The 291-nt window shown below is 66.3% G+C and carries 1 protein-coding gene; it reads left to right on the top strand.

Features of this window, described 5'->3' with window-relative positions; all coding sequences use genetic code 11:
* Window positions 1-291, top strand: a 291-nt coding sequence (locus QQF40_RS17070) for a hypothetical protein (protein ID WP_285462041.1), incomplete at both ends; no start/stop codon positions are given.

The raw sequence follows: 291 nt of genomic DNA, 5'->3' as shown, positions 1-291 counted from the left end.
GGACAGCAGCAACGTCCAGCTGGTGATCACCGACGGCGAAGGTGGCTCCGTCACCGTCGACCCCGCCGATATCACTGTCGATGGCACCACCCTGACGGTCGCTGGCCAGGATCTGTCCGGTCTGGCAGAAGGCGAGCTGACCGCGACGCTGACCGTCACTGATGACGCCGGCAACGCGGCTGACTTCACTGCTGACAGCGTCAAAGACACCACTGCGCCCGAAGCCCCAGTGCTCGAAGAGACCGATGGCACGACCCTCGCCGGCACCGGTGAGCCGGGTGCGACCGTCGA

The sequence above is a fragment of the Cobetia sp. LC6 genome (assembly GCF_030264805.1).
Classification (GTDB): Bacteria; Pseudomonadota; Gammaproteobacteria; order Pseudomonadales; family Halomonadaceae; genus Cobetia.
This window is presented reverse-complemented; position numbering and strand designations above follow the sequence as displayed.